Here is a 24,738-nt window from a genome sequence, read left to right on the forward strand (position 1 = left end):
TTGGCACACTATTTTAGATAATTATAATCTTGGGACAAACATGAAATATTTAGCCGCTTTTTTAAGTGCACTGCTGTTATCAGGGTGCAACACGACCTCAAACCACAGGCCTGCTGACTATCAAGTTAAAACCAGTACGCCACAAGCTATCAGCAGCCTATTTTCAAGTGACGCACCGGTCATGAGTGATGAAGATATCGAACGTGCACTCGCACACAAAGTTGCTTTTTCGAAAGTTAATCGTATCGCTATCGTTAACTTAACAAATAAAGGTAACTCGAGCAAAAGTGACTTGGTTCAAATCAACAGTGATATATTGGTTCATTTTATTGGTAAGCTCACTGGTTCCCATAGAGTATACGACGCTTCATTTATGCCCACCCTGTTATTACCAGAACAAAAAACAGTGCCATTCTTAAGAGAAGCCGCCGCGCGTTACCAAGCAGATCTTATTTTAGTGTACAAAAATAGTTGTGATAATTTCAAACAATGGAATGTATTTGAAAAAGACCGTGCACGCGCATCCTGCAACACAGAAGCAGTTCTAATAGATACCAGAACAGGCATCGTGCCATTTACAATCACATCTACGAAAAAATATACAGCCAATCGCAGTGACAATGAATTGAGCTTCCATGAAACCATCAAAAACGCCGAAGTAAAAGCGATTAATGACGGCTTAGGTGAAGTCGCGACAAAATTGAGAGCATTTATAGAAGCAACGCCAACGCTATAAACGATAAGCGGCTCATTTGAATTGAATAAATTGTAGCTGTAATTACTAAGTTGCTTTATCGTAACTCACCTATTAAGAGGTTGTCTTGTGGACAACCTCTAGTTATTTCTAAAAATGCAAACTATATGCTGACAAACCTCCAGCAATAACCTTGCCTTTGGCTCTCGGTACTCTCAGTTCTATTTACAGGAATTCAGCATTCAGCATTCAGCTACTTCAATGAATATAAACGCTTTTTATAAGGCTTCTGACTGAAATCCTTCAAATCCATCCGTAGTTTCAGTGAATTCGGCGCAAAACTCTTCAATCATCGACATGGCAACTGGTTCAACTTCCTTATTCCAAACAGGCCCTTCATAGAAGTCTTTTTTTAGCTGAGTTTGCTCTTCAAGTGATGAAAATGCACGCATCCAATGTACTTTATCTTGATTTTCCAAGTCACGCATTGGGCCAAATACCAACATGCCAGCGTCGCGAAGTGCTTGACGGTTTTTACTCTCAAAAAATTGAATAAATGCTTCTCTTTTTTCCCGGTTTAAGTGTGTAGTGTCGAATTTCGATGATCATTTGTCACTTGTCCTTCATTTTATTGTTATACTTTTTAATATTGAAAATATCGACAAAGCTATGTCACTTCAGCCTTCAATATTGGGGATATTGTCGTTTAACTTTATTTTACATAATTGATGTGTAAAAACGATATATCAACTCTAAATAAATGACCTCTTCATTAAGTTAAAGTTCTGACTTTAAAATCACAGCAAAACACATAAAAATCTTCAATATAATTCAATAGAAAATCGTCTCGAAATGCCACTTACTCATATAATAAATGGGGCGCAAAAATGCCCCATTTATATAGCAGCCATCAACTCGCAATCTTACTGCGTAGCTGATAAAAGGTATTGATGTCTTCTACAGCAATACTAAATTCCAGATATCTACCACACTCATATTCTCTTTCATCTTCTAGCTCCAAAATTAATTGAGCATTTTGCAATTGCACGCCGATATAGCCTTCAGATAACGAGCTGAATGCTGTAATGAGTCCTAATTTATCTACATAAAAAGTCTCTGCGTCTTTGACGATTTTTGCTAGGTATTCTAATGGCTGCAAGCTTCTTTTGTGCTCCGAATGGCTAAATTGTATATGTAGTTTCGCTCACTAAGAAGACGAATTGTAGTCTGGATCTTTGGACAAATTAGGTAACTCAATCGTTGCGATAGCGCCATTACTATCAGCTCTGCTTTTTAACGTAAGCTCGCCACCTTGCGCTCGAATAATTTCTCGGCTTAGTACTAGTCCAATACCATTACCCTGCTCTTTTGTAGAATAAAAGGGCGTGAACAAATTATCTGTATTCGAAACACCTTCTCCTCCATCTATTACCTCAAAACAACTTTGTACTTCAGATAGCTTTATCGCTAATACAATTTCAGTCGCGCCAGTTGTTTCATTGGCTTGCTCAGCATTTTTAACTAAATTAATTAGTGCTTGTTCTACCTGTTCTACATCACAATAGGCGTTAAGATAATGTCCAGATATCAGTTTTATAAATATGTTGGGGAATAAAGCTTGTAACCGCTGATGCAATTCATTCGCTGCAATAAAGTGTTTTTTAGGCTCAGGCAATTGAGATAACTTGGAATAACTAGATACAAAATCCAGTAAATGCTCAGCGCGCTTTTCTATCACACCCAACATGGTATGTGTTAAGTCACTATTTATATTACCCGGCAGCGTTTTTAATGATTGCGCCATTGAATAAATCGGCGTGAGTGAATTTCTCACTTCGTGGTTTAACACTCTAACCAGCTTTTGCCAAGCTTGCTGCTCATTTTTTCGAAGCTGCTGCTCAATTGACACGTAAACCATCAATTTATATTGTCTTTGTCCCCTTAATAGCGCATGCTCAACGACTTTATAACGCTGGCTACTAGAGGTTGTTTGCCAGCGGCCATTTACTTTCTCAAGCGCTAATTGTGTCACATTAAACCCTGTAATGTGCGCGCCTTGATAAAAGCGTCCAGCTGCTATGTTGTAGTGATAAACTTGTAAATGATGATCGAGCACCACAATAGGTAAATCAAGCTCGTTAATAAAGTCAAAAATAAATGACTCATTTTGAGCATATTCTTGGCGCTTATGCCTCATTCGCCAAGCAATAGACTTCAAATCAGCCTTTACTTGAGCAACACGCCCTTGCCGATAGTGGGCTAATTGCCATATAGTAAACTCCTCATGTACCAAGCTTTCGATCTGGACAGAAATACCATCTAAACAGGAAAATACGCGATCGTATATTTTATAGATCGCGATGATGCTCGGTAACATAACCGCCAAAAATAAAGTCAAAGTCTCCAGAAAGCCTAACTCTAAATATGTTGAAATAATGGATATCATCAGTACTAAGGAACAAAGAGGCACACTGAAAAGCCAAACTAAGCTGCGTTCTAACGAGGTTGGTTTTACATTCATTGCGTCTCTTTCACCTGAATACTAAATTTATCAATTCGTCGATAAATAGCTGATTTACTCAGACCTAAGAATTCTCCCGCTTTTATCACATTGCCATCAAAATGATTTATCGCTTGGGTAATTAGCCTTTGTTCAGCTTCCTCTAAAGACATCAGGGGTACATGGTTCACTTCTTTTTTACTGCTTTGCGTAATTTGAATGTCATCAGCTTCTATAACATTGCCTTGCGCCATAATTACTGCACGTTCTAAAACATGGGAAAGCTCGCGGATATTGCCAGGCCAATGGTATTCTTTAAGCTTGTTGAAGGCACGTTGCGTTAAAGTCAGTGGGTCTTGACCATACTTCTTTGCATGATGATATAAAAAGTGATTTGCAAACTCCGCAAGCTCATCCAAACGCGATCTCAGAGGCGGCAGCTCAATAACGAGCGTATTGAGGCGAAATAGGAGATCTCTTCTAAATTTCCCTTCCTCAATAAGCTCATCCAAATCAGCATTTGTAGCAGAAATAACCCGAGCATTACTGCGCTTAGATTTAGAGCAACCAACTTCCTCGTACTCCCCGCTCTCCAACACACGCAAAAGTTTAGCTTGCAACGGTAAAGTTAAGCACCCAACCTCATCTAAAAACAAACTAGAGTCATTGGCTAACGTAAACCGACCTATTCTATGTTCCTTTGCATCTGTGAATGCGCCTTTTTTATGGCCAAACAACTCGCTTTCAAATAAATTGTCAGGGATCGCAGCCATATTCACACTTACCATATCTTTAGTCGCGCGATGACTGTGTTGGTGAATGAATTTCGCTAACATACTTTTACCAGTGCCGTTTTCACCGGTTATCAATATATTTGCATCAGTTTTAGCAATACGCTTGGCTTTTTCAATTAACAAATGACTGCTTGTGCTAAAGGCACCAAATACATCTTGTTTTTCAGTACTTGAAGGAGATATGGGCTGCTCCACACTATTTTTTACAGCCTCTATTAGCCTATTATTTTTCCAAGGCTTTTCAATAAAGTCACACGCCCCCTTTTGCATTGCTTGAACAGCAAGATCAATTTTCGCCCACCCCGTTATTACAATAACTGGAATATCCAAATCAAGTGCTGTTAAACGAGATAAAAAAGCCAGTCCTTCATGCCCCGAAGTCGTATCCTGACTAAAGTTCATATCCAATAAAATCAAATCAACTTTATCTTTAGCCAAGCAAGCCAAAGCTGTATTGGGATGATCCGCCTCTAGGCATTGAAACCCATGACTTTCTAGCACAATACGCGCACTTAAACGCACGTCGATAAGATCATCAACAACTAATACTGTTTTCATATTGCCTTTCTAATTCTTATTTTGGGCTAAAACATTGATGCTTTAGCCCACCACCCTATCTAATTTTGGCGAAGTGAAGCCATCGGCTTCGAGCCTAGTATTTTGCTCATTGGATATAAAGTCGCAAACAATGCAAATAATACAATTCCCGTACACACAGCCGTTAACCAAATGGAGTTAAGCAACATATAGTCTCTCACGTGTTCACTAAACATTCGGTAGCTTGATAAACACATGAATATTGCCAATATAAATGCACTCACTAAAGGCAATATAGTGTCTTTAGCCAACTGTTTATACAAGCTTTTACTTTTTGCTCCCAAGGCCATTCGGATCCCAAGCTCATAACGACGTAAGCCTAAATTGTAACTTAACACCCCATAAATACCGATCCCAGCAAGTAATAATGTAAATGTCGCCAGTAAGATAGTTATATTCCGCGTCATACGCTCCATATGCGTCATCATGTCATACTCATGGTGCATATCTGTCAGCCTCCACACGCCTGTACGGGGATCGATATCCCTCCCAGCTTGAAATACCAGTTCACGATTTAAGCTTTTTCCTTCTTCCATTTTTACAATATAAGGAAAAGAATACGGCTGAGCTGCCCACCAGAATTGGCGCCCCTGGTGCCTACCAAAAGATTTTGGATGATTAAAGTTTTCCGTGATACCCACTACCTCTACGGGATTATCAGGGTCAAAGCTAACAAAAGTCTCTCCAACTAAACTGCCGTTTGGTTTAAGTAAATCATTAACCGCTTTTGAAACCAAAAACTCATGTTTTTCACCACGGATTGCTGCCTCACTAAATGTTCTTCCCTCAATGATTTTGAGACCTGTGACATCAAAATAATCTCGACCAACCCACGCTTGCGGAATAAACACACTCTCTTTCCCTGCCATATCGGTCACTGTGCTTGCAAGCACATTCATTTCAACAGGGCTTGCTCCATGCGCCACTTTCTCAACTCCATCAATATTCAGAAGTGCATTCTTAAAAGTGTCGATATAGTGATAACGTTCGGGGACACTTTCTTCGATACCTTGTATAAAAAACTGAACTGTATACAGATTCTCTGTTTCACTACCAAGTGGCCGGTTAAGTGTTTCTAGACTTTTGCTTAATACCATAGTTGCACTGATGACTAAGACTGTAGCTAAAAATAACTGCCCCCCGACCATCCACTTTATTGTGCGAGCACTCACCTGACTAATCGCCCCTTTTCCAGAAGACTGGATTTGCTTACGAAGCTTACCAAAGTCAATTAATCGACTGGTTATTGAAGCAAATAAAAAAGACAGCAACAGACAAACAACCAATGCACTTATAAGCACTGCGATATCAAGAGAAAGATCAGAGATTAAGGGTAAAAACCCTTCACTTACAGAGACAAAAAGTTTAATTCCCCATGCAGCTAAAAACAATGCCACCAGCACGGATGCTGCCATTAACAAACTTGTTTCTAATAAAATACTCTGAAACAATATTCGCCGTTTAGCTCCCAATACAGCTTGAAGCGCTAATTGCTTATGTTTAACAACCGCTCTGGAGATAAACAAATTACTCACATTTAATAATGCGATACACAGTAACCCTGTGACTCCAGCCAGTAACAAAATTGCTAAATTATCATTATTACCCAGTTCCGCCTCACGAAAACTCGTTATAATGGGTTTCAAGTCTACTAAGCTAGGAAAGTCTTCTTTCCACTGTGCTTTCACTTGCTGAATAGATTGATACAGATGCGTTTGTGCGCTGTTGTGTGTTTCCCCGTGTTTTAAAATCCCCACTAATTTAAGTGTGCCGTATAAACTTGACCAAGGGCTGCGATTTTCTTCACGGAAATAACGTACGTCTGAAGAAAAGTTAAACCATACTTGCGCTTTTCCATCGTTAAACATAAATGGGTCGACAAATTCTTTTGCTGCAACACCAACGACTTTAAATGAATTCTCTCGCAAACCGTCAGTTTGTAAAGTTTGGCCAATAACAGAGTCATCGCCATCAAAATACCGTTGCCAAAAAGTATAAGAAATAACGACCTCTTGCACTTTTTCCTCAAGTTTAAAAACAGGGGTTATATGGCGGCCCAATACCAATGGGACTTTAAATAGCTCGTAGTATTCACTTGTCGCGTACGTCACATGAATTTTAGGCTGTCCTGGTAGACTGGTAATAATTCGTTGTGCGGTACTGACTGCAGCCGCTTTTTGAAACACTTGCTGAGTATTATACCAATGCTCGATCGATTGAAAGCTCTGATAGCCTGAACTGTTTTTATCCTCATAAATATTATCTTGTTCGACAATCACTAATCGTGATTCATTTTCAACTTTGAGGGGCTTTATAAAGTAACTGCTAAAAAGGCTCATTACCACGAAAAAACATGCTAACGTCAGTGACAAAGTTAATATTATGGAAGCGGAGAACCCTTTTGCTTGACCAAGAGAATTGACAGCTAACTTTAACTGATTAATAGAGCGAACTATATTCATGCCATCTTCCTCGACGCTTCATGTCCTAATTCACTTGTATTTAATACTGAACCATCAAATAACTTAATTTGTTTTTTTGCATACCCAGCGTATCGTGGATCGTGGGTCACCATGCAAATTGTTGTGCCTTGTTGATTCAAAGATTCTAGGATGGCCATAACCGCGTCCCCATTTTTGGAGTCTAAGTTTCCCGTAGGTTCATCAACCAATAAAATACTCGGCTCGCCTGCCAATGCACGAGCGATCGCGACACGCTGTTGTTGCCCACCTGATAGCTGGTTAGGTTTATGATTTGCTCTATGCTCAATTTCCACTTGACTCAAAGCGCGGGTGACTCGCGTATTGATATCCTCTTGACTCAAAGGTTGCTCTCGATAAATAAGTGGCAATGCAACATTGTCAAATACAGAGAGTTCATCAATTAAATTAAATGACTGAAAAATAAAACCGATATGTAAGTTTCTGAGCTCTGCAAGTGTATCAGCATCTAGGCTCTGCGTGTCCACACCCTCTATTTTATAGGTGCCATCAGTTATATCATCTAGCAATCCCATTAAGCTAAGGAGTGTAGATTTTCCGCAACCTGAAGGGCCACTTATAGAAATATACTCACCTTTGTTAATGCTCAAATTAATATCGGTAAGTGCGTGAGTCTCTACATTTTCACTCACATATACTTTCGAGACATTTACCAGTTCGATAACGGGTGTATTAGCCATGATGTTTTTCCTTATTATTGCGTTATTGTTATTTGTGCGAGGTGTTTGAAATCTGACATATCAGAGATCACAACTTGCTCGCCGGCTTTTACACCTGATCGAATTTCAATGGCGTTGCCTGCGAGTGTACCAAACTCAATGGGTGTTTTAACTAGTTGATTTGTTTTTAAATTGAGAACAAATAAGGACGCAATACTGCGCTCTGCGATATAGCTTGGTTTTTGTAAAGAAAGGGCTGCTTGCTTTGTTTCAGTTATGACTCTACCTTCGATAGAAAGTGCGGGCCTTGCGTTATCCGGTAGAGTTCCTGTGAGCTCAAGCTCGATGGCAATGCGCCCATCTCTAACGACAGGGTCAATACGATTTACACGCGCTTCAACCTCACCATTAAATGTATTAATAATACCTGTCTGACCCTCTTGCACCCTACTCGCTTGTTTTTCAGGCACCTGAAGATCTGCCAATAAAGAAGACTCACTACCAACTAATGCCAAAGGTGCGCCGATTTGAACAGATTGCCCCTGTTCTACATTGACTTCTTGAAGCATGCCTTTGATGCCTGCCCGTACTTGTAGATTGTCCACATCGTCTTTAGCAGCTCTATAACTTAGCTCTACTTCACGCATTAATTCTTGTTCTATTTGTAACCGCTGTGCATGTAGAGCTTTGGTTTGCGTTAGCTGCAACTCTGCCAGTTTAACTCGTTCGTTAAGCTGACTAACTTCGAGTTGCGAACGTTTGTGATCAAGTGCTGACACGATCCCTGTCTCAATTAATTTACCCTCGGCTTCTGCACGGTTTTGTGCATTGGCAAGCTCACTTTTTAGTAATGTCAGCATGCCTTGCTGAGTTAAAAGCGCATTATGTTGACTAAGTTTGAGCGCTTCAAAGCTGGCTTTTTGCCTGGCCAACGCAAGGCGGCTACGATTTAAAAGTTGCACTAATTCGGGGTTTGAGAGCAACATGATGATGGTATCTGATTGAACGCGACTTCCAGGCAAATGATAAATTTGTTCCACTTGGGAGCGATGGCTTGCCGTAATAAATCGGCTTTGTTTCGAACGTAATTTACCGAACCCAGATACTGCCAGTTTCAGTTGGCCAGATTGAACCTCCGCGATCACTAAGTTTTGTATATCTAGCCTATCGTCATCAAAACTTCCCAATACAATAGCCATAAATACAGCGCAACCACCTATACCGAGAACAATTTTTTTTAACGAAAACTGAGTTTTTTTGTTTTTAGCAAGCGAATCTTTAATATTCATATTCAGTCTCAATAATTATTTCAATTACTAAGGCCAAATACATGCCAAAATTAAGTCATTGATTTAAATTAACTTTATATTTTTAGACGCTTGTTGATATTCCCGTTTTTGGGAAAGATTCGTCAATTATGGGACTGAGCTATGAGTAGAGTGAGTCTGTATAGATTGTGCAACATGTAATGCCATGTTTATTAAACTCACATTGCACAATTTGAGTTCATTTATGTACAAAAATAAAAAGCTTAGTATCTAGTAACGCTTGGGGCGCCGCCTTCATAGATGCACTTTCTTGCATACAGGTTAATTTGATCGTTACCTGATACAAAAACACTCCAATTCTTTCCATACCTTGGGTTATGACATGAAACCCGTGCATGATCAGCTGTAATACTAGGCAGAGCATGAAGAACCTCTATATTTCCAATAGACAATATAGCAAGAGATGTAATTAGTACTTTATTTAACATAACTATTTTCCTTTTTGTTGTGTTAAACAAGGTGTCATAAACACCTATGTGGCCTAAAACCATAATTACTATATTCATATTATAAAAATTTTAATAAACAAAATTATTAATGCCTTATATGCAAAAATATCATCATGAAAATTTCAATGTCAGAATTCATTTATCTATAACAGTGATTACCGGGTTTAGCGCTCTGACCTTCTCTGCTCCTGTGATTAGAAACCTACACAAATATAAATAAACCATTGATATAAAATCAAAAAACCAACCCCACTAAAAGCATAACAACCAGGTGTACAACAGCAATTTTTAGTTTTTATGATAGATGAACGTTTTTTATGAAAGTACTATTACATCCCTTCAACTCGGTGGAACACCTTAGAAAAAGCAATTTTCTACACACTATTAATTACAATAAATTGTATTACACACATTAAAAATCGAGCATTATTTAAAATTTTTTACCTATTGACATTTAAAACTTAAACAGAATAGACTCAATAAAACAGGCAATATAAATTATCTATCAAATGAAAATTACTCTATTCGTTTTACAAGTAACCACCACCACGACAACCACCTAATTGTCGTGTTGGCATTCATTTGATTGAAAAAAGCTGGCATGAACTGTCAGCTTTTTTTTTGCTCAGCTCATGTCACACATTTAAATTAAGGAAAGTGAGATAAAAATGATAAATGAGCATAGAAAAATAGGTAAGCAATTGCAGCTTTTTGATATGTCGAACAGTGCATCAGGTATGGTCGACTGGTACCCTCAAGGATACAAGCTCTATCGTCGTATACAATCTTATATTCGTACTATGCAGTTAAAGTACGGATATCATGAGGTCAATAGTCCCGTTCTTGCCAACCACGATATTTGGCACACTTCTGGTCATAGTGATAAATACCAACAAAACATGTTTCACCTGCAAGAACATAACTTAGCGGTGAGACCAATGAGCTGCCCCTTTCACATCAACATATTCAATAACCTTGTACAATCATACAAGCAACTCCCCTACCGCATTGCCGAGTTTGGTCTTTGCCACCGCAACGAGACATCAGGTTCACTCAACGGCCTTTTCCGACTGCGCGCTTTTAACCAAGATGATGGGCATATATTTTGTCGAAAAAGTCAGATAAAAAGTGAGCTCAAGCTGTTTTGTAATATGTTGTTTGAAATGTATGCACATTTTGGATTTCAAAAAGAAAAGATAAAAATAAAAATCTCACTACGCCCAGATAACAAAATCGGCTCTGATATCCTTTGGGACAAACTAGAAGAGTATCTAAAAACAGGCTTAGACGAACTTGGATTACACTATCAACTTATCAATGGAGATGGAGCATTTTACGGTGCAAAAGTTGAGTTTGCGCTAGAAGATTCACTAAAAAGAGAATGGCAATGCGGTACGTTTCAATTGGACTTTTTCTTAGCTGAAAAGTTTGGCTGTACATACCAGAATGAATCTGCATCGCCTGAGTATCCAGTTATTTTACACAGAGCTGTTCTTGGCTCAATAGAGCGTTTCATTGCTATTTTATTAGAGCATTACAGTGGAAGATTACCCGTACAGTTTAACCCCAATGCAATTATTTTTCTGCCAATCAGTAAGGACCACCTAAATTACTGCTACTCAGTACACGATAAGCTCCGCTCAATAGGTATCGCATGTAACATTGATAACTCAGATAATAGCATCAGCTATCGAGTCAAAGCATCTTACAAACAAAAATGTAACTACTGCATTGTTATAGGAGACGAGGAGCAAAACACCAATATACTCAAGCTCAAACATAAGAAATCGTGTTACTCAGTTCATTTAGATGAGCTAGCGCAATTTCTTTTATTTCCGAAAACACATTAAGTTCTGACGAAAAGTCAGGTGTTTACTAAAAAACCTGACTGTTCGCCTGATGCAGCTTAAAGACTACATGGCATGATAAAAATCCAAATTAACTAGTTGGGATTTTCAATCCGCTTTTCTTCAAGCTTTTCCATAAACTCCATGGCATTTTGTGGTTGATAGTTGTCACTGTCTGTAATTCGTTTATAAACACTCTCATGTAAAGACTCATTGGTATGTTTTCCGATGCCTAGCTTTCGCACACGTTCGGTAATTTTATATAGCCAACTCATAGAGTCTCGGTACTCATCCAAGTGATAAGGTCGATAATATGACAAAAACTTCTCATTGAAGATCAACCCGTGGTCTTTTGCGCGATCTTTTATCCAATGCAAAGAAATATTAGCCAATCCATCTTGTGAGTATCCTCCACCCACATTGCTATGACTGCCCGCAAACCACTTCTGTTCTAAAGTTTGATTAGAGCCTTTAGGTAAAGTCCAAATAGCAGGTTTGAACGGACCTCGTTTTTCATCAATCGCCAAAGCATGATATGCGTGCTCTATATTTTCAGTCAAACTCACATCGTGAAAACGATATCGACCATTGATAAAGTCAAAATCGAAAGGTACGCCTAACGCACCGACCGTATCCCAAACGCCTACAAACTTAATGGATACATCAGTGCAGTTATGTTCAGCTTTAAATGCCTCAACCTCGCTATCTGATGCCGTATTTCGGTAAAGCCTATAAGCTTCAGGCATATAAAAAGCATGGTCCTTGGGCAATAACCCTATTTTATTGATAAGTCCAATCACGCTGCGGATTGTATAAGCGCCACGACTAAATCCAAAACCATATATCTCATCACCAGGCTGATAGTTTAAAACTAAAAACTGATAAGCACGTAATACATTTTGCGACAAACCAAATCCAAAGCCACCACCTAAGATTTTGTCCACCCCCCAATGTGTTCCAACGCCTTCACTGTAATAAACAACTTGATGTACTCCGTCAGGGCAAACAGGGTCTACCCCTCTAGCCAGTTTAACAACATTGGTTGGCTTTCTTTTTCCTCGATCATATTGCGCAGGTTTATTCCAAGTTCCATCCATACACAACACCAATCTTTTCATCTTTTATCCTTGTAAATCAGCACGATTAAAGTTGTGGGTAAGATACAATTAAACTCTTAAACAAAAAAGGGCAAACTTCACCTTTACTTGAACAAAAGTAAATGAGAAGCTAAGTTTCAATCACCCGTTCATTGCACAATATATTAATAAAAGCAAAGAAAACCCTACATTTGTATCTCAACAAGATTTAGGCACGATAAAACATCGTAATTAGACAACAAACAGCCCTATGGATATCGGGTTTATAGCGCTCAGTACTTAATCTATCTTTCATCAATAGACGATTGTATTGATAACAACCGAATCTTTTGGGTGTTTTCATATACCTATTCGTAAGGTTGAAGTGACCAAAAGCCATACAGGTCCATTTTCCGTTAAGCTCAAATAGCGATGAACGCGCTATTGTCAACCACTCATTATTTACTTACTAAATATAAAAAATGGCCGTTTGTTATATTATCGAGCATGCATTGCTCAGTAACGATATTTACGCTAGCTGTTAAATATCGTAGCCTCTTATAATTGTAAAACTCCCAACAGAAGGCGAGAAATACTGAGCTTTGATAGCTTGATATTCTGGATCATCAAAAAATGCACTCATGACACTTTCATTTGGAAACCGTATAGTAAATACCCGATTAATATTGTCCTCGACTTCGCTCTTAAGAACCTCTGAAACACGAAAATCATACCCAAACTCTCCGCCCATAGCGGATAAAATAGGCTTCATTGCTGCACGGTACTCGCTGTAAACATCATCGTTAATGACCTCTAAGCCAACTAGCATTTCATATTTTGACATAACGTACTCCTTTTTATTAGTGAGGCCATATTGAAATAGATTCCTTATAAGTACAAACCTAATCGTTCCGTTATTTATTGCAAAGTATGGATTTGAGATTTAAAACAATTAATTCTTCTCCAAGCTTCACAATTGCTCCTTAATGTTCTTTTATATAAGAGACAGTTGTACTTTTTTGGATAAAAATATGATATCTCCACTGTTCAATCGTGATACTGAAGTCAATGACACAACGCTTAATGTCATCGCTCATATGCCCACGCTCAGTTTACCCGCACTTCTTAGCGACGAGTTTAATCAAAAACTAACTGACAAAGACTACATGAGAGTCGCAGCTCTTTTAGCTAAGAAAAGCTATGACGAAGGCGGTTGTCCAATTGGAGCTGTGATTGTCAATGACAAAACAAAGAAAATCGTTGGCAAAGGCCACAATACACTTGTTCAAGAGTCCCACCCATACAACCACGGTGAAACATCTGCCATTCGAGATGCTGGTAGAGCCGACTTTTCTCACACGACTTTATATACCAGCCTCAGTCCATGTGATGTCTGCGCAACCTTACTGTATATGCGCGGATTTCATAGAGTGGTGGTAGGTGATATAACCAATGCGAGTGGCAATGAAACCTTATTGAAAGAAAAGGGTCTGGTAGTCGATATACTTGAGGACGAAATGGGCGTAAATCAATATGCTCAATTTAGAAAGGAGAAACCAGACCAAGATTTAGAAGACTGGCAGGGTGTTGCTGCCCTGTCAAAACCTTGAACGCGATCTAAAAAATAAGCCTCACTATGCATTTATGGCCAAATAGCGGGCGATTAATGCACAGAGTAAGCTCTAAAAGCTCACACAAATTGACGATAAATTTGAGGTGAGCTAATTTTTTGACTGCAGCTATCCATCATAAACTATGATTTCACCCCCTAAAAAACATATAAAACAAAAACATAGATAGTTAACACTGGTCATCACTTTCGGCTTTAAAGCCAGTGAAAAAATAAAGTTGATGGGATTAGATGCTTAAATGTAAAAATTACAATAATATAAGCTTAATAAGTTTATATTATATAATCTTACTAGCTGTGCATCAGCTGATTTATAAGAATAAGTTGAACCCATTTTTTAACGAGTATACCCGTGACCGATATTACTAAAACTGTGACAATTTCAGCGCTGACTTCGGCCAATAAGCGCTCAAGTGCCACAAGCTCACTGCAACATAATGATCACCTTGGGCCATTTATTTTGCTCAGACTTCTTGGCAAAGGCGCAATGGGAAGTGCATACCAAGCATGGGATACAGAGACCAACAACTATGTTGTCATCAAAACCATCGGTCAAATGGAGTCTACTTATTTATATAATTTGAAAAGAGAATTTCGTGAAATAAGTTATGTATATCACGAAAATATAGTAAATATTCATGAACTTAGAGTCGACAAAGACCTTAATGGTAACATGGTCCAGTTTATTGTTATGGAGTATGTTGATGGCGTTGACCTACTAACTTATGTGAGACAAGGGTTAAAAAGAGGACAACCTCTCACCAAAGAAGGCCTTACTAAACTACAAACGGTATTACCGCAACTTATTGAAGCGACGTCAGTATTACATCGCAACTCGTTGCTTCACTGCGATTTAAAGCCCAGTAATATCTTAGTTGACCATTTAAACCAAGTTAAAGTACTTGATTTTGGTATTGCCCTCTCTTTAACTCGCAGCCAAACAGACATTGCAAAACAGACCAGCGGCACTTTGGGTTACATGGCCCCAGAGCATCATCAATCACAGTTGGTTTCAAAAGCCAGTGACTACTTTTCCTTAGGCGTCATTATATTTGAATTGTTAACTGGCAAAGTCCCCATTCGAAACGCAGAATATTGTATCGATGAGCAAGATACGTTACCCAGTCGTATTTGTGATATCGATATTCAATATGACAATTTGTGCCGCAGCCTATTATGCACCGACCCCGCTCAACGAGCTACAGAGCAGGATTTAAAGCAATGGTTAAACGATAATTTTTCGGCCATACCACAGTTACAAAAGTGGCAGCGACTGCTAACACAAAATAAAAATGAATTCGTCGGACATGACGACCTACTAGCTAAACTCTTCAAAGCTTACAAAACCAGGTTAAACCATCAACCAGTATGCTTTGCCTTACACGGCGAAGCAGGCATCGGTAAAACAACAATTGTTAATGAGTTCATACACCAGCTTTATGATGAACCCAATGTCATGGTCTTTCAAGGGCGCTGTTTCGCTGCAGATCAGCTTCCCTTTAACGCATTGGATATGATAGTAGATCAGCTATTTCAATATATTCGTGAAATGAGCGAACAACAGCAGACATCAATATTTACCTCGTCATTGGGTCTTGCTGCTCAGCTATTTCCAATTTTAAAGCCGCTTGTCAAAAAAACTGATTCATATGAGCAGCATGCTCATATGAAAGTCAAAAACCCAACAGAGCTTCGAATTGCCGCGTTTAATGAATTAAAGACACTGCTGAACAATTTGAGTCAAAAAGTCAAAATTGTCTTATTTATTGATGATATTCACTGGGGAGATGTTGATAGTGCTGAGTTACTGGCTGAGCTGCTCTCGCCACCTAACCCTGTCAATATTTTTTGTATCGTGAGTTATAGAAAAGCGTCTTTAGATAGCCCTTTTTTATCTACCTGGAAGCAATATGTAGGTAACCTCAAACATCTCACATACATTGATGAGCCAGTATCAAAACTCTCCGAAACAGAAACTGAACAATTGGTATCAAGCTATTTTCCAGATACAACACCTTCTGAAACCATAAAAGCCATTACTGAAAGTGCTCAATGCCACCCCTTCTTCGCAACCGAAATTGCCCGTTTTTATAGCGAAAATACCTATTCAGGCAAAATCCCAACGAAAACAGTAATCGGAATGCGGCTTGATCAACTGTCAAAAGATGCAAAAAGCCTAATGGAGGTCATATGCGCAGCAAGCAGACCTCTATCAAAAAAGTTAGTGCTAGCCGTGGTGGATGCCAATTCAGATGCTCAAAAGCTACTCTCATCACTTCAATCAGCAAGACTTGTAAGGTCATACGGTGCGCGTCCAGGCATGATAATTGAGCCCTATCACGATCGTATTAGAACTGCGGTATTAGATTTGATGAACACCTCTGAAACCAAACAGCTCAATTTGCGCTGGGCCGAAGTACTGGAACAACAATTTCCAGAACCGGATCTGTTGGCTTATCATTATCACCTTGGTGACAAACTTGCCAAAGCTGCCGACTACGCCATCGATGCCGCTCGGCGGGCTGAGAAGTCGATGGCATTCGATCAAGCCGCTATTCACTATGAGAAAGCGCTTGATTGGGGCTCATTTGAAAAGGATAAAGTACGTGAGTTGATAGGCGCACAAGCCAATGCCTATTTTAATGCCGGTCGATGCCAAAAAGCAGCCCCGCTATTTTTAGAGTCGGCAACACTCATTGACCAACAAAACACACCTGAAAAAAGCGTGGCAGAGCGCCATAAACTTTTCACGCGCCATATCGAAGCGTTATTAGTGAGTGGTAATGTCGAACAAGGCATTTTTGCACTTCGACAAGCGCTAAAACAGCTCAATGTTAACTATAAAGGCACAAATTTAGCAGCCGGCCTAAGTTTCGTAAAAAACCTCGTCTTATTATTGATTAAAGGGAGCAAACTGCAGCGTCAACCTACTTCCTCACAGCTGTCATTAGCAGGCCAAAAAGCGGATTTATGCTGGGCTGGATGTAAAGGGTTGTTGTATGTCCAACCACTCCAAGGCGCTGACTTAATGTTACGAAGCCTGCATTATGCACTTAAATCTGGTGATCCAATTCAGGTTGGACGCAGTTTAGCTGCGATGGGAGCTGGGATGTTTTCTCAGATAAAGCCTCTTGAAAAAGTAGGTCAAAGATACTTAGTACAAGCTAAGTCACTTGCAGAAAAACATGATGATAATTACTTGAAGGGTGTGACTATGGTTTGGCAAGCTTTTTCTGAATCATATAGTGGTAACTTCAAGCATGTTAAAAAACAGACCGACGAAGCTATCTCGTTTTTTGTCGAGCACACAGTCGGAACCCCATGGGAAAGACAAATAGCACAAGCTATGTCTGCTTATTTCAGCCAATGGCTTGGATTACTTCCTGAGACCATCAATAGTTCTTACACACAACTTCGCGAAGCAAGGCGAGGAGGCGATTTATACTCACAAGTATTGTTCTTGCAAAGCATTTGCTTTTGTCAGCTTGCTCAAGGGAAAGTAGATGAAATATATCATAATGTTGCTTGGATAGAAGATAATTGGCTCAAGCATTTTACAATTCAACATTTCTATAATGGGATTTATTTGTCGACCGCACATTACTTAGACGGTGACTACTCTAAGGCACTCAACGAAATAGAAAAATTAATACCTGAAGCAAAGCGCCATGGTGCTCACCGAGCGCCAATATCTAGAATCGATTTGACGATTGCTGAAGCGCGACTGAGAGTAACCTTGTGGGATGACATACCGAAGCATTCAACTATTCGACAAGCACCAGCGATCGCCAAATCACTAGAGAAAGAAGTTAGAACTGACTGCCAAGGACATGCCAAATTAATTTATGCAGCCATGGCATTCAAAGAAGACAGTCTAACTAATGCAATCAAATATATCGAAGAGGCCATCGAGATATTTGAAAAAAATAATATTGGGCTTTATCTAGCCCATACAAAACGTCGCAAAGGCTTACTGACGTCCGATGATAAGTTAGTTCAAGAAGCGGACGAGCTACTTTTGGCACAAGGCGTCGTTTCAATTGAGAGAACCTGCGAACTATTTACTCCAGGCTTCTCATAAGCAAGTTAAAATGAGGCTGCTCGGGAGTGAAATCCAAGGTAGCCTTTCACTTCTATTTGGCTATCGGCATCTGACAAAACAGCTTTACAATAACTTGTTCGCTCCACTCTAATTGGCCACCGCTTACCTTCTGGCACCACTTCCATAACCCCAGACCAATCCAGCATTTGTGAAAATCGCTCTATATCGCCTTGGGTAATGTCACAGAGTTTAGTTAGTAGCTGTTCGCTTTCAGCTCGTACATTTGCGTAGTCACACAAAGGTAACTCAATGGAGATGTAACTTGAAAAGCTTTCCCCAAAATGCAGTTGAATCGCCAATTTATGAATATCGTCGCTTAACAAAGCCAATATATCTTCAACTTGTTGCATTGCACCTGGCCACTCAATATGCTCTAGCCACGACAAAATCGCATGTCGATTAATAATATAGGTAAGCTTAATTTGCGCCAAACCACGCGTTTGTAACGAGCTTATGTGGCAAAGTTTTACTATACCATCAAACACATTTACATCGTTTAAAATACGTTCTAAATCAAAATGATTTATTTGTGCTCCAGTGGTTACGCTTACTGACTCTGCCATCACACGCAATTTATCTGATCGTGAAAGTCGCCGCGTTTCATCACCACATAACTCTGGGTCAAGACAAGTTAAGATCATTGGAGGTGGGATCTGGTTCTCACATTGAGTTGCCATGCTTTCAGGCAAATCCCACTCAAACCAAAATGCTGGGCAATCTGCTAATGCAGAAAGCCCATCTGACCACATATGGAGTATTTCACTGGATTTCGAAAAATGCAGGGGCGACTGTTCAACTAGCTGGGGCGTGTGTAACCACTCTAAGTTGTCCCGCCTAATATTAAGAAGTAAATCTACATCCTTTTTTTGAGACGACAAACGGCACTCAAGAAAGCCATAGGACCAACGTGTAGGTAAGGTATTTAATACCTCCTCCACCCTATCCCATGCCGCTTGCGTTATGAGATCCCCGTTATAATGGGCTCGAATGAGTGAAATAACTTCACATGTGTCGTGAACCATTTTTATACCTAACGTTTTAAACTACTTCAACATTCTCAATGGTGCCAACGTGTTTATCAAACTCGTTAAACAGTTTTACATCGTACAAACCGGTTGCGTCTAAGTTGACTTTACCCGTAATGAGCTTATCACTTTCAACTTTCACATCTGTCGCTTTCACTGCAACACTTGCACCTTTCACAAATGTGATGTGTGCCTTAGAAGGTAGGCTTTCTCCAACAATTTCAAAAGTGGCGCCACCTGTCGTTAACTGTGAAGGGTTAATCGCTAGATTAAATGGCTTGATATCTGTCCAACCTGTCACTATCGTACCTGCATTACTGTTACTTTTGTATTGAGCAATTAGTTCTTTCACATTGTCGTCCACAAGCTCAGAGATTTTATCTAAATCTTTTGACTGTAAAACAGCAACCTCAGCATCAGTTAGTTTGTATCTTTCAATTACCTCGCCAGGATTTGCGGAGAACTCAGTCGCTACTTGTGTGTCTGTTAAGTAATCTGAGATAAATTTAGAAATCATTTTGTGTTTCCTTCATGTTTATATTATTAATAATGACAATTAAGCAATTATATCTTTATTCAAAAAAAAGTACCCACCCACTTCAAAACATGGATAAGTAATATTTATATGATCATACTTTACTTATTAATTGTCGCAAAAATTCGATTGCGAACCTGTTTTAAATTTAAATATTGGATAGCTTCCTGGGTTCGAGTTGGTTATCACAATGTCTTGGTATAGCGGTGTTGTGTATTTAACCTCAACATGATCTCCCTTTTTAACTGCGGGGGAAATAGTGATCCAATTTGTGCCTACCGTCGTTAGCCATGTGTGTCTATTTTTGGGTTCTGATAGGGATACTTTTGTTGTAGGTGTTATAGGCTTGTCGTTAACCCGCACCGAAATAATTTTCTCTATTAGTTGATGTTGAAGCGTAAAAATACTCCAATCATCGTTAACACTAAAAGATTGCGTACAGACATTTTTCGTAAAGTCTGGCGCTATATGAAAATTCCCTATGGCTACATCTTCCAAAATATTGTGCATACCCTTACTTAATTTTGACGTGTAGCTGGGCTTTTTATCTAACCAACCTTTGTCTAATCCTTTAAACATATATAAGTTACTATGCAGTTTCATGTCACCCTGATTTAAGCGTGAAGGCACAAACCAATTCACACCAGCCAAATCAAGATGTCCATCAGTATTTAAATCAGCTAAGGTCACGCCAGATGGAATAAAATTAGTGTCGCTCACCCAAACAGGTTTCGTTGATTTTTCTGGCTGGAATATCGCAAATCCTGCATCTTTACAAGGTGTGATATGTGAATCAACTGCATAATCACATCCAATAGACGCAGCGATGCTCAGTGTTTCAAAACCATTAAATAAACCAGCATCAACATCCCTGATATATTTACCTTCGTAGTTAGTCTGCCAATCTGGAGATTGTTTGAATGGCACTTTATTATCATCAGGCTGACTTCCATAAAATACAGACACATTGTCACCAGCAAATACTAAATCAATCCAACCATCTTGGTTAATATCTCTGGCGATAATATCATTGGCATTTAAAACTTCGGCTGATGTCCAAACAGGTTTGGTATTCAAGGCGCCACTCTCATTTAAATAAATTCTGGAATACCCTTGCCCCTTCGGGGCTGGCTGACCTTCAATCGAATAAACTACAGAGCCTGTAATTAAATCTAGGTCGCCATCTGCATCAATATCTGCTAGCGTGATCCCATAACCATTATATTGATCACTCGTTTTCCAAGTTGGTGAAATATTACTTTTATTATTTTTTGGCGCTGCAAACGATAAGAAATTATAGGTAACAGACGCCCCACCTTCATACTGTTGACCGTAACGCCCCCGACTTATGCTGGACGCCATATCAAGCCTACCATCCAGATCTATATCGCCCAATGCCATGTTAAAATTTCGCTCAGATGGGCCAGATAACCAAAGTGGATAACTTGGATTACTTATATCGATAACCATATTGTCTTGAGCAACGAGATCGATTCCATTACTGATAACAAGGTATGGCAAGTCATCGTCTCGACCTACGAGCTTGATGTCATTTGAAATATACCCTGATGGAGCATGGCCAAGCATACTTACGGGTTCACTTGGATAGTCAAATATTATATCATTTGATTGTTGTGTTTTACCTGACAATGGTACTAGCGAGACAACCGATACAATAATAACTAAACTCATTTTCATCATAGAAAATTTAATCCTTTTATATGATCCTGTGAATATATTAAGATGAAAATACACCACATGTAATCATGATTTTGTTACATTCAAATTTATGATAATTCAGGAAATATAAATTACATGTGCAGAGTGTAAAATTAAATATAAATCATCTCAAGGAGATATTGTTTGAAAAATGTGATTACTCCATCACTGGCCAGTTTAATATTAATACAACCTACACTCGCCGCAGCTCAAATTGAACGGATAGAAATTTCTGCGACAAAACGCCAGGCTACTGTTCAGGAAACAGCAATTGCTGTAAGCGCAATATCCGGCGATAAACTGGCACAAAGTAACACACAGGAACTCAAAGAATTGAGCAACCTTTCAAGCAGCTTTAATAGTAGCTCATCCAACAGTGAAACAGGTGGTACAACACTTCGTATTCGAGGTATTGGTACAACTGGGGACAACTTAGGGATGGAAAGTTCAGTTGGAGTCTTTTTGGATGGCATATATTTAAGCCGCCCAAGCGTTGCGCTTAACGATTTAATGGATGTAGAACGCATCGAGGTGTTGAGAGGCCCGCAAGGCACTGTATTTGGCCGTAATACCAGTGCCGGAGCGCTCAGTATTGTGACAAAAGCCCCAAGCGTAGACGGGTCTGAGTTTTGGTCAAACATTACCCTTGGGAACTACAATGCAAAAAGCCTTCAAATGGGTGGCACCTTTCCTGTTATAGAAGATGAACTTGGCATAAGGCTGAGCTATGCCTCAAGAAAGAGAGATGGTTACACGATCAGCCAGACATCAGGCAGCGACAACTTTACAAGAGATAGATACGCTTTTCGCAGTCAACTGCTTTGGTTGGTAAATGATGATATTAAAGTTAAATTTACAGCCGACTTTGCAAACAGCGAAGAGCAATGTTGCGATGCTGTCATTCTTGAAGAGTCGCCACTGGCTGCCTCTGGAGTATACGCACTTGCAGGCCTCCCAGCTGACGGTGGTGTAAAAAGTTTTGGGAAAAATGCATTAAAAAACCGTGAGACCAATGGCTCACATAGTAATAATGATGCCGAACAAAGTGGTATTTCATCGCATTTAGAGTGGGATCTCGGGTGGGCAGATTTTAGTGTTGTCATGTCTTACAGAGATTACAAAGCACATACCAAACTCGACCTCGATTATGTTGCCATGGACGTTTTTAACACATTTGACCCGCGGAATTTCAATACGTTTGATACAGCCAGTATAGAGCTCAGATTACAAGGTCAAACAGATAAGTTAGACTGGATGATTGGGACGTACATGGTTGATGAAACCATCGAAACGGCTTGGACCATGCAACTTGGAAGTGATTTCAGCGCATATCAGAATGCGAGTTTATGGTATCCGATGATCATACCTGAACTTACAGCAAAGTTTTCCGAAGAGCAGTTGCGAGGGTTTATCGTAGCAGATGACGGCACCACTTTGTTTGATGTCATTTCATCAGCAGATCCGGCTCAAACCTTTGCCGGTGAGCTCTTTGCAGGCTCATTCGCCAGTAATGATTTTGAACAACAAGGTAAAACTTTTTCACTCTTCACGCATAATATTTACTCTGTCACCAATTCACTTGATTTAATTGCTGGTTTTAGGTGGAGTAAAGAGCAAAAAGAGGGTCGTTATATGCAAAGTGACAGTAACAGTGGCGCTTGCTTAAACACCGCTAAGAAAGTTGGAAACCAAATGCTTCCATCTGATTTTGGTAACTTTGCAGTTGCTTTTTCTTGTGTGTCCTACACAATTCCAGCAGATATTGAAGGCGCACTGTTTCCACGAACCTTTGACGAATTTTTTGAAGATGAGAACCTAACCTTTGCGCTTAAGGCCGTGTACGAATTAAATGAAAACAAACACGTGTATGGGGGATATACACGCGGTTATAAATCTGGCGGTTTCAATTTAGACCCTTCCGCTGCGGCTGCAGGCGCAGATCCATCATTTGACGCTGAGACAACCCATGCCTTCGAGCTTGGATACAAAGCCTACCATTTTGACGACAAACTGAATCTAAACATCGCCCTATTTCATCAGCAATTAGATGACTTTCAGGTGTTAGAATTTACCGGCCTGCAAATGAAGACATTTAATGTGCCTACAGTCTATAGCTCTGGCTTAGAAACAGAGTTAACGTTCAATGCATCTGATGATCTGCAATGGCACCTCGCAACCACGCTTTTGGATGCGCGATATCCAGATAAATGTGATGGCGGGAATACTCAATTTGAGCCTGTCTCTCGTCTATGTGGAAATCCACTTACAAACGCACCAAAGTTTACAGCAATATTGGGCATGAACTATAAATATGCCCTCGAAAATACAAACTTATCTTACTTCGTAAGAAGTTCACTTCGCTATGAAAGCAAAAGGCGCACTAGCGTGCAAGCTTATAGTCAAAGCGGTAACTTCATGCCGATTAACCAGCAAGAAGCAAATACAAAAGCAAACTTGAGTATTGGCTTAAGTGCCGATGACGGTGGCTGGGAGATCTCTATTTGGGCAAACAACCTGTTCGATAAGCAAACAAGCAGTATGACATTTGACGTCCCACTTAGAATGGGTGCAACTCAATCATTTATCGACGCACCAAGATTATGGGGCACGACACTGAGAATACAATATTAAATACGACCATACTCCAATGTCATAAGCTGTGCCCCTGTGCACAGCTTACACCCCTACTTAAAAATAACTTTGCCTAATTAAACGATGCTGTTTTACCGATACTTAGAGAAAAATAGTCCTACCGCACTTCAATATATTACTCTGTAATGAAGTCTATAGAGAACCCTTTATCCTGCTCCCCAGATACAGTAACGGTCATCTTATTGCTTGCAAAACGTTGATAGTGCAGCTTTTTCGGAAAGTCATGTTTTGAATTTTCAAAAACGACGGTATCAGTCGTGCAGCTAATTAATTTAAAAGCGATAGGTAGTTCGTTACTGGCGACTTTAGCAAAGTAAAAAACTTCACCAGACATTTCCACGAGCCTCAACGTCTCAGCGCTCACAACTCTATCTGTTTTTATTGAATACGTTTCGCCATGGCCTTCATACGTTTGATTGCTTATTTTTTTCCAAGACTCATTTATTTTCAGTTTGCTACTTTTTGAACTCCAATCACCGACCAGCCAAGATAAAGCCCCCAATGAATCACATCTTGTTGTCTGTGCCTGTGTGTGAAAAGCAAAACTCAAGAGTATAACTAAACCAATAATTTTCAACATGAACGCAACTCCTTTTGTCAAACCATTTAGATTACGTAACTGAATGAAAA

The 24,738-nt window shown here is 39.5% G+C and carries 18 protein-coding genes; 5 read left to right on the forward strand and 13 right to left on the reverse strand.

Going from position 1 to position 24,738, the window contains the following annotated elements:
- Nucleotides 1–40: 40 nt before the first annotated feature.
- Nucleotides 41–736, forward strand: a complete 696-nt coding sequence (locus tag S4054249_RS11195; protein ID WP_046355576.1) for a hypothetical protein — start codon at nt 41–43, stop codon at nt 734–736.
- Between the two features lie 236 nt (nt 737–972).
- On the opposite strand, the gene S4054249_RS26815 is transcribed toward S4054249_RS11195, so the two are convergent.
- The 7 genes from S4054249_RS26815 to S4054249_RS11230 all read right to left on the reverse strand — a co-directional run bounded on the left by S4054249_RS26815 (nt 973) and on the right by S4054249_RS11230 (nt 9,034).
- Entirely contained in the window at nt 973–1,200 is a 228-nt protein-coding gene (locus tag S4054249_RS26815) for a hypothetical protein (protein ID WP_235611250.1), read from the reverse strand.
- A gap of 404 nt (nt 1,201–1,604) precedes the next feature.
- Nucleotides 1,605–1,853 (reverse strand): hypothetical protein, encoded by a 249-nt coding sequence (locus tag S4054249_RS11205; protein WP_052960930.1) that lies wholly within the window; start codon nt 1,851–1,853, stop codon nt 1,605–1,607.
- A gap of 48 nt (nt 1,854–1,901) precedes the next feature.
- Nucleotides 1,902–3,215, reverse strand: a complete 1,314-nt coding sequence (locus S4054249_RS11210; RefSeq protein ID WP_046355577.1) for a sensor histidine kinase — start codon at nt 3,213–3,215, stop codon at nt 1,902–1,904.
- Nucleotides 3,212–4,546 (reverse strand): sigma-54-dependent transcriptional regulator, encoded by a 1,335-nt coding sequence (locus tag S4054249_RS11215; protein WP_046355578.1) that lies wholly within the window; start codon nt 4,544–4,546, stop codon nt 3,212–3,214. The genes S4054249_RS11210 and S4054249_RS11215 overlap by 4 nt, the downstream gene beginning before the upstream one ends.
- 59 nt (nt 4,547–4,605) lie before the next feature.
- Nucleotides 4,606–7,047, reverse strand: coding sequence for an ABC transporter permease (locus S4054249_RS11220; protein WP_046355579.1), 2,442 nt, complete (start codon nt 7,045–7,047; stop codon nt 4,606–4,608).
- The gene (locus S4054249_RS11225) at nt 7,044–7,766 is read right to left on the reverse strand and encodes an ABC transporter ATP-binding protein (RefSeq protein ID WP_046355580.1); all 723 of its coding nucleotides are present in this window, start codon (nt 7,764–7,766) and stop codon (nt 7,044–7,046) included. Before S4054249_RS11225 ends, S4054249_RS11220 begins: the two co-directional genes overlap by 4 nt.
- A gap of 14 nt (nt 7,767–7,780) precedes the next feature.
- A complete protein-coding gene (locus S4054249_RS11230; RefSeq protein ID WP_046355581.1) occupies nt 7,781–9,034 on the reverse strand; it encodes an efflux RND transporter periplasmic adaptor subunit in 1,254 nt (417 codons plus the stop codon).
- Nucleotides 9,035–10,190: 1,156 nt separating this feature from the next.
- Here S4054249_RS11230 and thrS point away from each other — a divergent pair.
- The gene (gene thrS, locus S4054249_RS11240) at nt 10,191–11,372 is read left to right on the forward strand and encodes a threonine--tRNA ligase (protein ID WP_052960931.1); all 1,182 of its coding nucleotides are present in this window, start codon (nt 10,191–10,193) and stop codon (nt 11,370–11,372) included.
- 92 nt (nt 11,373–11,464) lie between these two features.
- Here the strand turns inward: thrS and S4054249_RS11245 are convergent, their stop codons facing one another.
- Together S4054249_RS11245 and S4054249_RS11250 are read right to left on the reverse strand one after the other, a co-directional pair.
- On the reverse strand, nt 11,465–12,487 hold the full coding sequence (locus tag S4054249_RS11245; protein WP_046355583.1) for a DUF2235 domain-containing protein: 1,023 nt from the start codon (nt 12,485–12,487) through the stop codon (nt 11,465–11,467).
- Between the two features lie 499 nt (nt 12,488–12,986).
- Nucleotides 12,987–13,289, reverse strand: coding sequence for a DUF1330 domain-containing protein (locus S4054249_RS11250; protein WP_046355584.1), 303 nt, complete (start codon nt 13,287–13,289; stop codon nt 12,987–12,989).
- Nucleotides 13,290–13,476: 187 nt separating this feature from the next.
- On the opposite strand from S4054249_RS11250, the gene S4054249_RS11255 reads away from it, so the two are divergent.
- On the forward strand, nt 13,477–14,055 hold the full coding sequence (locus S4054249_RS11255; RefSeq protein WP_419555181.1) for a nucleoside deaminase: 579 nt from the start codon (nt 13,477–13,479) through the stop codon (nt 14,053–14,055).
- A 372-nt stretch (nt 14,056–14,427) separates the two neighbouring features.
- On the forward strand, nt 14,428–18,156 hold the full coding sequence (locus S4054249_RS11260) for a serine/threonine-protein kinase PknK (RefSeq protein ID WP_046355585.1): 3,729 nt from the start codon (nt 14,428–14,430) through the stop codon (nt 18,154–18,156).
- 5 nt (nt 18,157–18,161) lie between these two features.
- Here the strand turns inward: S4054249_RS11260 and S4054249_RS11265 are convergent, their stop codons facing one another.
- The 3 genes from S4054249_RS11265 to S4054249_RS11275 all read right to left on the reverse strand — a co-directional run bounded on the left by S4054249_RS11265 (nt 18,162) and on the right by S4054249_RS11275 (nt 21,438).
- Nucleotides 18,162–19,199: a hypothetical protein gene (locus S4054249_RS11265; RefSeq protein ID WP_069949067.1), complete on the reverse strand. Its 1,038-nt coding sequence runs from the start codon at nt 19,197–19,199 to the stop codon at nt 18,162–18,164.
- A 16-nt stretch (nt 19,200–19,215) separates the two neighbouring features.
- Nucleotides 19,216–19,719, reverse strand: a complete 504-nt coding sequence (locus S4054249_RS11270) for a hypothetical protein (protein WP_046355587.1) — start codon at nt 19,717–19,719, stop codon at nt 19,216–19,218.
- 126 nt (nt 19,720–19,845) lie between these two features.
- Nucleotides 19,846–21,438, reverse strand: coding sequence for an FG-GAP repeat domain-containing protein (locus S4054249_RS11275; protein ID WP_046355588.1), 1,593 nt, complete (start codon nt 21,436–21,438; stop codon nt 19,846–19,848).
- A 171-nt stretch (nt 21,439–21,609) separates the two neighbouring features.
- Here S4054249_RS11275 and S4054249_RS11280 point away from each other — a divergent pair, with 171 nt between their 5' ends.
- Entirely contained in the window at nt 21,610–24,087 is a 2,478-nt protein-coding gene (locus tag S4054249_RS11280) for a TonB-dependent receptor (RefSeq protein WP_230851917.1), read from the forward strand.
- A gap of 136 nt (nt 24,088–24,223) precedes the next feature.
- On the opposite strand, the gene S4054249_RS11285 is transcribed toward S4054249_RS11280, so the two are convergent.
- Nucleotides 24,224–24,688: a DUF6265 family protein gene (locus tag S4054249_RS11285; protein ID WP_046355590.1), complete on the reverse strand. Its 465-nt coding sequence runs from the start codon at nt 24,686–24,688 to the stop codon at nt 24,224–24,226.
- Nucleotides 24,689–24,738: the final 50 nt, after the last annotated feature.

This window comes from Pseudoalteromonas luteoviolacea, from assembly GCF_001750165.1.
GTDB classification, from domain to species: domain Bacteria; phylum Pseudomonadota; class Gammaproteobacteria; order Enterobacterales; family Alteromonadaceae; genus Pseudoalteromonas; species Pseudoalteromonas luteoviolacea_G.

Coding starts and splice junctions, on each gene's coding strand:
- S4054249_RS11195 (WP_046355576.1), top strand. CDS start 41: ATGAAATATTTAGCCGCTTTTTTAAGTGCACTGCTGTTATCAGGGTGC.
- S4054249_RS11230 (WP_046355581.1), bottom strand. CDS start 9,034: ATGAATATTAAAGATTCGCTTGCTAAAAACAAAAAAACTCAGTTTTCG.
- S4054249_RS11255 (WP_419555181.1), top strand. CDS start 13,477: ATGATATCTCCACTGTTCAATCGTGATACTGAAGTCAATGACACAACG.
- S4054249_RS11220 (WP_046355579.1), bottom strand. CDS start 7,047: ATGAATATAGTTCGCTCTATTAATCAGTTAAAGTTAGCTGTCAATTCT.
- S4054249_RS11285 (WP_046355590.1), bottom strand. CDS start 24,688: ATGTTGAAAATTATTGGTTTAGTTATACTCTTGAGTTTTGCTTTTCAC.
- S4054249_RS11225 (WP_046355580.1), bottom strand. CDS start 7,766: ATGGCTAATACACCCGTTATCGAACTGGTAAATGTCTCGAAAGTATAT.
- S4054249_RS11215 (WP_046355578.1), bottom strand. CDS start 4,546: ATGAAAACAGTATTAGTTGTTGATGATCTTATCGACGTGCGTTTAAGT.
- S4054249_RS11210 (WP_046355577.1), bottom strand. CDS start 3,215: ATGAATGTAAAACCAACCTCGTTAGAACGCAGCTTAGTTTGGCTTTTC.
- S4054249_RS11265 (WP_069949067.1), bottom strand. CDS start 19,199: ATGGTTCACGACACATGTGAAGTTATTTCACTCATTCGAGCCCATTAT.
- thrS (WP_052960931.1), top strand. CDS start 10,191: ATGATAAATGAGCATAGAAAAATAGGTAAGCAATTGCAGCTTTTTGAT.
- S4054249_RS11245 (WP_046355583.1), bottom strand. CDS start 12,487: ATGAAAAGATTGGTGTTGTGTATGGATGGAACTTGGAATAAACCTGCG.
- S4054249_RS26815 (WP_235611250.1), bottom strand. CDS start 1,200: ATGTTGGTATTTGGCCCAATGCGTGACTTGGAAAATCAAGATAAAGTA.
- S4054249_RS11275 (WP_046355588.1), bottom strand. CDS start 21,438: ATGATGAAAATGAGTTTAGTTATTATTGTATCGGTTGTCTCGCTAGTA.
- S4054249_RS11270 (WP_046355587.1), bottom strand. CDS start 19,719: ATGATTTCTAAATTTATCTCAGATTACTTAACAGACACACAAGTAGCG.
- S4054249_RS11250 (WP_046355584.1), bottom strand. CDS start 13,289: ATGTCAAAATATGAAATGCTAGTTGGCTTAGAGGTCATTAACGATGAT.